This window comes from Haliscomenobacter sp. (genome assembly GCF_040403615.1).
Lineage (GTDB): Bacteria > Bacteroidota > Bacteroidia > Chitinophagales > Saprospiraceae > Haliscomenobacter.
In genome coordinates this window covers 25052-32820 of record NZ_JBBAKG010000070.1, presented here as the reverse complement: position 1 = coordinate 32820, position 7769 = coordinate 25052, and the positions used below count along the sequence as shown (strand labels likewise).

Below are 7769 nucleotides of genomic sequence, written 5' to 3'. Positions count from 1 at the left end.
CCCTGCCTCTACTTGCTCAACCATTATTTCATAAGGCTCTTTTGGTTGCTCTGATCTATGTTCAGCTATTTTAGTTGGCTCTTCTTTTTTTACGCTAAGCATTGCCTTATATTTAAGTATTTTAGAAAATCAGCATCCTGATAATTCAATTTATGTCTATTGTTTTTATTGGTAACCAATTTACAAAGGATCACTAAATTCACTAACCTCCTGTAAATATTTACGCCACAAAGGTGCAGCTCCTAACTCTGGCAAGCATTTCACAATTTTTAAAAAAAGTTACATCATTCACACTTTTCAATTTTTAAAAAAAATATCAACCATAATCAAATTACAATAGAGTTAAATATTAAAGAAACAGCCCCGAAAAACCGGGCTGTTTTGATTTTTGTCTTTTTTTGGGGTGGCGAAAATACTTTTTTCATTTTTTAATGTCGTTTAATATATTAATCGCTTCTCTATACCCAGTTTCTACAGCACCGTGAACAGTTTGATGATGTCCGTTAATATTCATGGCTTCACCAGCAAAATATAGTTTTTTACTTATTGGCTGAGTTGCAATTTTTCTGGCATCTCCCATGCCAACTGTGCTATATGAATATGCACCTTTAACGAAAGGATTTGTTGTCCAGTTTTGAACATGTGAGGCGATGAATGATGCTGTTGCTTGCCCACCATACATCAAATCTAATTCTTGAAGTAATGCTTTTGTAATGGCAACATCAGTTCCTAATGCGGTCAGGTATTCTGCTTGTTCGCCCATAATGAAAGCAAGTAGCACATTTTCATTTGTCAATTTCCCAATGCTTTCATCTGCATAAGCTGCGCAAATTGGACCCCCAATTATATTTTGATCAAAAAACTTCTTTCTAAATTTTAGAAACACTTTCATTCCTGCATCCATCCCTATTTTTGAAAATGCAGTTGTTTTTTCATTTGGCAATGCAGGAATAAATTGAATGTCGCCTGATTTAAGAATAGGAATAGGAACCGTGACAATGACCTTGTCGGCTTTGAATAAGTTATTTTTCCTGTCTGTTATTGTGATTTCTGATTGAGAATAATCAATTTTAGAAACAATTGTATTGAGAAGGATTTTATCTTTTACTTGACTTGCAATTTGATTGTCAATTAAGTCAAAGAAGGTTTCTTGAAATTTAAAATCATCGTCCCCAGAACTCCAATTTTCTTCATCTTGATTGTTTCCAAATACAGAAAGTCGAGAGGCTGCTGCTCCTTGGTCTCCTGCAATATTTTCTACAATGTATTTATATTCATTACCTAATCCTTGTTGCAAAGCGTAATCTTTATATGAAATATCAGGCAAGCCATCGCCTTCAAAAATATCGGTGTTTTTGGGTAAGGAATTTACCAATTTATTATTGAACCAATATTTTGTTTCACTATCATCTAAAGTAATTTTAGTGTTTGACTTTTTAATCAAGTCGCCCACAATACTTTTTTTACCATGTAGCCATTGAGCACCCAGGTCGATAGGGAAATCAGCAAACGTAGTTAGTTTACCTAACCGTCCGCCATAATTTGCAGAAGCTTCTAAAATTTGAAAATTAATTCCTTTGGATTTTAAAATATATGCGGCATACAAACCAGCAGCACCTGCACCAATAATAATAACTTTGCCATCATAGTTTATGTCTTCAAATAAGGTTTCTTGGCTACAAGAAGATAAAAAAGTTGAAGGAATTAGTAGCCCTCCTATTGAAAGCAAAGTTGATTGATTTATGAAATGTCGTCTGTCCATTTTGCCAGCTAATGGTTGTGTAGGTAGTTTTTTTAGGATTCAAGCTAACACGAAAACATGCGCATTTGTTGCCTCCGAATCATAAAGATAGGCCAGTAGGATGAGAGCAACAAACATCTTCGATTTTTAACCTCCTCCAAAAACACCCTTGTTGATAATTATATTCATAACATCAGTTATCTTTGGAATGTCCTTATTTCGCGTTTTACGATTCTCCAATTTTGAACATTAGCAAGCAGAATTAACCACCAATAAAAAACAGCTATGAAACGCAGAACTTTCGTCAAAAATGCCTCCATCGCCACCGCAGGCGGCTTGACCATATTGAACTTTCCAATATTCGGCAAAAATGCCCCCAGCAACAAAGTGGTGCTGGCCATCATGGGCGTCAACAGCCGGGGCGCTTATCATGCAGAGAAATTTTCCCAAATCCCGGGGGTAGAAGTGGCTTACCTCTGCGATGTTGAAGATGGTGCCATCAAAAAAGGATTGGCCGCCTTGAAAGATGCCCCGCGCAAGCCGGAAATAGAAAAAGACATCCGCAAATTGGTGACCAAAACCGACTTTGACGGGTTGATCATCGCGGCACCCGATCATTGGCATGCGCCAGCCGCCTTATTGGGGGTAGCCAATGGTAAAAACGTGTACGTTGAAAAGCCGTGCAGCCAAAACCCACACGAAGGCGAAATGCTGGTGCAGGCCCAAAAGAAATACGGTAAAATCATTCAGGTGGGCAGTCAACGCCGCTCATTTCCCACCTTGATTGAAGCGGTAAAAGAAGTTCGGGCTGGCCTGATCGGCAACCCCTACATGGCCAAAGCCTGGTATACCAATTCGCGCAAATCCATTGGGGTAGGCAAAGTAATCCCCGTTCCAGCTACCCTGGATTTTGATTTGTGGCAAGGCCCCGCTCCCCGCAAAACCTACAAAGACAACCTCGTGCACTACAACTGGCACTGGTTCTGGCATTGGGGTACCGGCGAGGCTTGCAACAATGGAAACCATGAAATCGATTGCTGCCGCTGGTTCCTTGGGGTTGATTTTCCCACCAAAGTAACTTCCTCTGGAGGCCGCTATGCCTTTACCGATGATTGGGAAACACCCGATACCCAAGTCGCTTCCTTCGAATTTGGCAACAAAAAAACCATCACCTGGGAAGGCCGTAGTTGCAATTCTTACCCCATTGAGGGCAGTGGTCGCGGCTTCATCATTTATGGTGACAATGGCACTTTGGTCAACTACGGCGGAGGCGATTACAAGGTTTTCGATACGGCAAATAAACTGGTCAAAGAAATCAAATCGAACGTCAAAGCCGATCCGAACAACCCGGTGAGCGCCAGCGGCGATGCTGACTTGTTCCACCTCGGCAATTTTGTGGAAAGCATTCGGGGAAACACCACGGTTACCGCGCCCATCCAAGAAGGCCACCGCAGTGTGTTGCTTTGCCACTTGGCCAATATTGCCCAACGGACAGGCACAACCTTGCATTGTGATCCGCAAAACGGACACATCCTCGACAATAAAGCGGCAACGAAGTTGTGGGGCCGGACTTACGAGAAAGGCTGGGAGATGGTGGTGTAATGCGCCCTTTTCAGCGCGCACCAATGGGAACGCAGATGACCCGGATTTGGCGGATTTACATGGATTTAATTGTTTGTAAATTAAGATCCACGTAAATCCGTCCAACTCCCTGTGGGATTGTACCTGATGGTGCTTTGCCAGAAGGGGGAAGGCGTTTCAGCATACAATCAACGAAAAAGAAGGGTACATTCTGGTATTCCGTGAAGACCATCCTTAGGCCAAAAAAGCGGTGCAAACCTGGCTACCGGCTGGCAAACGCCTTTCCCTAAAAGTCGTCGCAGGTACATGTAAAACCCTGGAAACCCAAGTACTGGCAGGAGGTAAAGTCGTACTTGAATTGCCTGCAAAAAACAGTTTTTGCCTGTATACTTATTCACTCAAATAACCCCGAAGACTAAATCCATTTCGCCCTGCTTGTTGAAGCAATCGATTGATCGTCCACCTATTTTTTACCTACAAAACAAGTTAATCTTTGAAATCGTATTGGGTGGTGGCGTGGCCAAAGGTTTGGCGCCCTACTTGTCCCGGCTTTTCGATACCGATTTGCTCGGCCCCTACAAAGGATACCAGACCAGCATTACCATTTCCGAACTTGAAGAACAGGCAGGCATTTTAGGTGCTGCGGTTCTATTAGCTCAAACAGCATGAAAAACAACGCCTGGATTTTTTACTCCATTGCTGCCGCGCTCTTTTGGGGCGTATGGGGCGTGGTAGCCAAATTCATTTCCGAAGACGTAACTCCTTACGAAAAACAAAAACTGCCCGATACCACCCCTCAACCCATTGGTCATGAATAAAATGTTAGCCGAAATTTTGGAAATCCCCGCAAGGGCCTTGGATGTATTGAACACTTCCGTCCCGACTTTACCCTTGCAAGTACCTTATCTGGGCATGGGTTCTTCTTATTTTGCTCCCCTGGCCTTCAAATACATGGGAATGGACATTTACCCGGAAATGGCTTCCGAGTATTTCAATTATTTGTCCCTGCAAAAGAAAAAGCCCTTTGGGGTGATCCTCTCTCAATCGGGCAAAAGCAGCGAGGCGCTGTGGTGCAGTCCACTTTTTGAGCGTTACTGCGCCATTTCCAATTACCCAGAAAATACCCTCAGCACCGCCGCCAATGTGACCCAGGTAGTGGAACTAAAAGCTGGCGACGAGCAGTATTCCTCTTCTAAAACCTACCTCAATACCTTGCTGGTGCTGTTCAAAGGTTTTGGTTTCGACCCCAGTACCGCAGTGGAGTTGCTGACCCAAAAAATGGACACATACCAGGCCGTAGGGCAGCAACTGGCCGATGAGGTGTTTGCCTTGCTGCAAGCCCATGAAATTCATGGCATCTACATCACGGGCAGTGGCCCCAACATCGCCACTGCCTTGGAAGCAGCCTTGATCATGAGCGAAAGCACCAAACTCAATTTTCACGGATTGCCCATGGCGCAATACGACCACGGTCTCAAAGAAACCGCGCAAAACAGCATTGTCATCCAGATCCTTGCTCCTGGCAAATCACGGGCTAGAACACTGCAATTGGGGGATAAAATTGCAGCAGCCGGCGCACACGTTTTTACAGTTGAGGAACCCGCTGCCACCGAGCATTTTTCCATTTTGCACAACATCATTCCCTTCAATTTTATGGCCTATTTTCTTGCTGAACAGTTGGGGGTTGAGGAAATATTTGCCGTGGGAGGAAAAATCACGGAAATACAATAATACCTCCAAAATCAATGGACATGAAACGTACTTCTCTTTTCCTGTTGCTGTTGGCACTCACCCTAAGTCTCCACGCTCAGGTAAAAAAAATCTACCTCGCCAACGACGACCACACCGATTACATGTGGACAGCAAACGAAGCAGCATACAATACGGCTTTTGTAAAAATGCTGGATTATTACTTGCAGCAAATTGACGCTACCGAAGGCAAGCCTGTAGATTTTCAAGCACGCTTCAATTGTGATGGCAGCTATTGGCTGAGGGTGTATGAAAAATATCGAAGCCCTGCCCAATTTAATAAACTCATCACGGCTATTCGGTCTGGTCACATCAGTAGTCCATTAACGGCATTGGTAAGTACTTATGGCGCACAACCCACCGAGGCAGTTCTCAGAGGCATGTACCATGCAGGGCAGTTAGAAAGGCGTTTTGACTTGCGTTTTCCTTTGGCCGTTTCTATGGAAAATCAAACACTGCCTTTGGGTTTAAGCGCGCTTTGGGCGGGTTCGGGGGCCAAATACAGTTGGAGGGGAACCTGTGCCTGTGCGACCCAAATGCCGAAAAAAAATTGGCATGTTCGGAGACATCAGTTGTATCGCTATACGGGTTTAGATGGTTCAAGTGTCTTGATGAAATGGTACAATATGACCCTAAACAATTATTCATTGGGTGGCTATGCCGAAACCAGACTTGCGCAGAAAGTAGCCAATGTATCACTCAACCTTACAAAAACAGTGGATACCTTGACGAATTTGTACCATCCAAAAACCTATCCTTACGATGCGGCGGCGGCATTTGGCTATGGTTGGGACGATTTGGAAACCTTCGTTGCTCCCGAATTTGTATCAGTGTCCCAAAAATGTACCAATGAAAACAGGAAAGTAAGGGTGTCGAACGAAATAGATTTTTTTGAAGACATTGAAAAATCATACCCGAAATTGCCTTATGAAGCAGTAAGCTACGGCAATGAATGGGATTTGTATTGCGCCTCGATGAATGAAACAACGGCAAGGGTAAGGCGCTCAACCGAAAAACTAAGGACTGCTGAAGCCTTATCTTCCATTGTTTCTTTGAAAAATAAAACCTTTGCCAAGCCACTCATTCCTGCTCGAAATCTGGCTTGGGATGCATTTGGGTTGTATTGGGAACACGATTGGACCGCAGATGGCCCAGTCAAACAGGAGGAAAGGGCAGATTGGCAAATAAAAATGCAAAAGCAGATTTCCGATTACACCGATTCTTTGTACAATCAAGCACTTTCAGAACTTGGAAAACAAATCAAAAAAGCGAAAAACCCCCGATTCTATGTATTTAACCCGCTGAGTTGGGGCAGAAATGACGTGGTAGATGTGGCCTACACGGGCGATTACCCCATTAAAGTCATTGATTTGACGACCCAAAAAGAAGCGGTGAGTCAGTTGATCACCAAAGGAGGAAAGCCATTTTTGAGAATAAAAGCCGAAAATGTGCCTTCAGTAGGCTACAAAGTTTTTGAAATCAGGGCAGGTTCAGCTCAACAATCGGCATTGGCAGCAACCGTTTCGGGCGAATACCTCAAAAATGCCTTTTATCGCATTCGTTTGCACAAATCAGGCGTTATTTCTGAAATTTACGACAGCCTTAACAACAGCAAAAACATTGTAAAAGCCATCAATAACAAGTATGTGAACGATTTAGGGACGGCTGATTTAGACGCGGGGGAAGCCCTGGTGGTTGAAAATGCAGGGCCTGTTTCGGTTACCTTAAAAGCTGTTTCAAAGCAACCTATTTTGCACACGGTTCGATTGACTTTGTTCAAAGACAGCCCCAGAATTGATGTCCAAGACAGTATCCAAGCCAATTTTAATGACGTAAAAACCTGGTCTTTTTCCTTCAATCTCAACAATCAAACAACTCGACACGAGGAATTGGGTGCCATTTTGACCGCAAAAAAAGAAAACAGAGGCGGGCATTACGCCACTCAAAATGCCCGGTATGATTGGCAAACGTTCAATCATTTTGCGGACATGAGCGAGCAAAATTACGGCATCACGCTTTCCAACCAGGATTGTAGTTTTTTCAAATTGGGCGAAAGTACACCAGATTCATTGTGGGAAACGTCTGCTCAACTTAACGCCCTTGCAGGCGGTCAAACAGATCGGATCAGCGATACTACTTTTTTGGGCATTAAAAACCAATATGGTCAAAAGCAATTTCAATATCACTTTGCCTTGACTACCCATAAAGGCACCTTTGATGCTGCCCAAGCGATGAAATTTTCTTTGGAACACCAAAATCCATTGGTGGCGAATTGGGTACAAGGAAATACCGCTGCCGATCAGTCAAACACCTTTTCGCTACTGTCGGTCAGCGACCCTTCCGTGTTGTTGTGGTCGCTGAAGCCTTCGGAAGAGGGCATAGAAAATGGGTTAATCACCCGATTTTGGAATTTTAATGCACAACCCATTAGCGCAGTGGTCACATTTGGTATCCCTCTCAGTAAAGCCTGGCAAAGCTCACATATTGAGACCAATGAAAGTTTGCTTTCGCCGATCGAAAACAGGCTAAAAGTAGACTTTAAGCGATTTCAATTGAATACTTATAAGTTGTTCCTTAAATACTTATAAGTGTTTTTTTCTGAATCAACCAATGTATAAATTCGTCCTCCAATAAGCTGGAAATAAACTTATTGGTTATAAACAACATAGTTTCGGAATGCGCCATTCAAATGAAAACC

Annotated in this window: 6 protein-coding genes; 5 read left to right on the top strand and 1 reads right to left on the bottom strand. The window is 43.3% G+C overall.

Annotation, left to right across the window (positions count from 1 at the left end; translation table 11 throughout):
• Positions 1 to 421: 421 nt before the first annotated feature.
• The gene (locus ABW391_RS19960) at positions 422 to 1762 is read right to left on the bottom strand and encodes a flavin monoamine oxidase family protein (protein WP_353483674.1); all 1341 of its coding nucleotides are present in this window, start codon (positions 1760 to 1762) and stop codon (positions 422 to 424) included.
• Positions 1763 to 2026: 264 nt separating this feature from the next.
• Here ABW391_RS19960 and ABW391_RS19955 point away from each other — a divergent pair, with 264 nt between their 5' ends.
• The 5 genes from ABW391_RS19955 (at position 2027) to ABW391_RS19935 (ending at position 7659) form a co-directional block, all read left to right on the top strand.
• Positions 2027 to 3343 carry a Gfo/Idh/MocA family protein gene (locus tag ABW391_RS19955; RefSeq protein ID WP_353483673.1) on the top strand — a complete coding sequence of 439 codons (1317 nt, stop codon included), beginning with the start codon at positions 2027 to 2029 and terminating at the stop codon, positions 3341 to 3343.
• A 414-nt stretch (positions 3344 to 3757) separates the two neighbouring features.
• Positions 3758 to 3991, top strand: a complete 234-nt coding sequence (locus ABW391_RS19950) for a hypothetical protein (protein WP_353483672.1) — start codon at positions 3758 to 3760, stop codon at positions 3989 to 3991.
• A complete protein-coding gene (locus ABW391_RS19945) occupies positions 3988 to 4140 on the top strand; it encodes a DMT family transporter (RefSeq protein WP_353483671.1) in 153 nt (50 codons plus the stop codon). Before ABW391_RS19950 ends, ABW391_RS19945 begins: the two co-directional genes overlap by 4 nt.
• A complete protein-coding gene (locus tag ABW391_RS19940; RefSeq protein ID WP_353483670.1) occupies positions 4133 to 5053 on the top strand; it encodes an SIS domain-containing protein in 921 nt (306 codons plus the stop codon). The genes ABW391_RS19945 and ABW391_RS19940 overlap by 8 nt, the downstream gene beginning before the upstream one ends.
• Before the next feature lie 20 nt (positions 5054 to 5073).
• Positions 5074 to 7659, top strand: coding sequence for a glycosyl hydrolase-related protein (locus tag ABW391_RS19935; RefSeq protein ID WP_353483669.1), 2586 nt, complete (start codon positions 5074 to 5076; stop codon positions 7657 to 7659).
• The last annotated feature ends 110 nt before the right edge of the window (positions 7660 to 7769 follow it).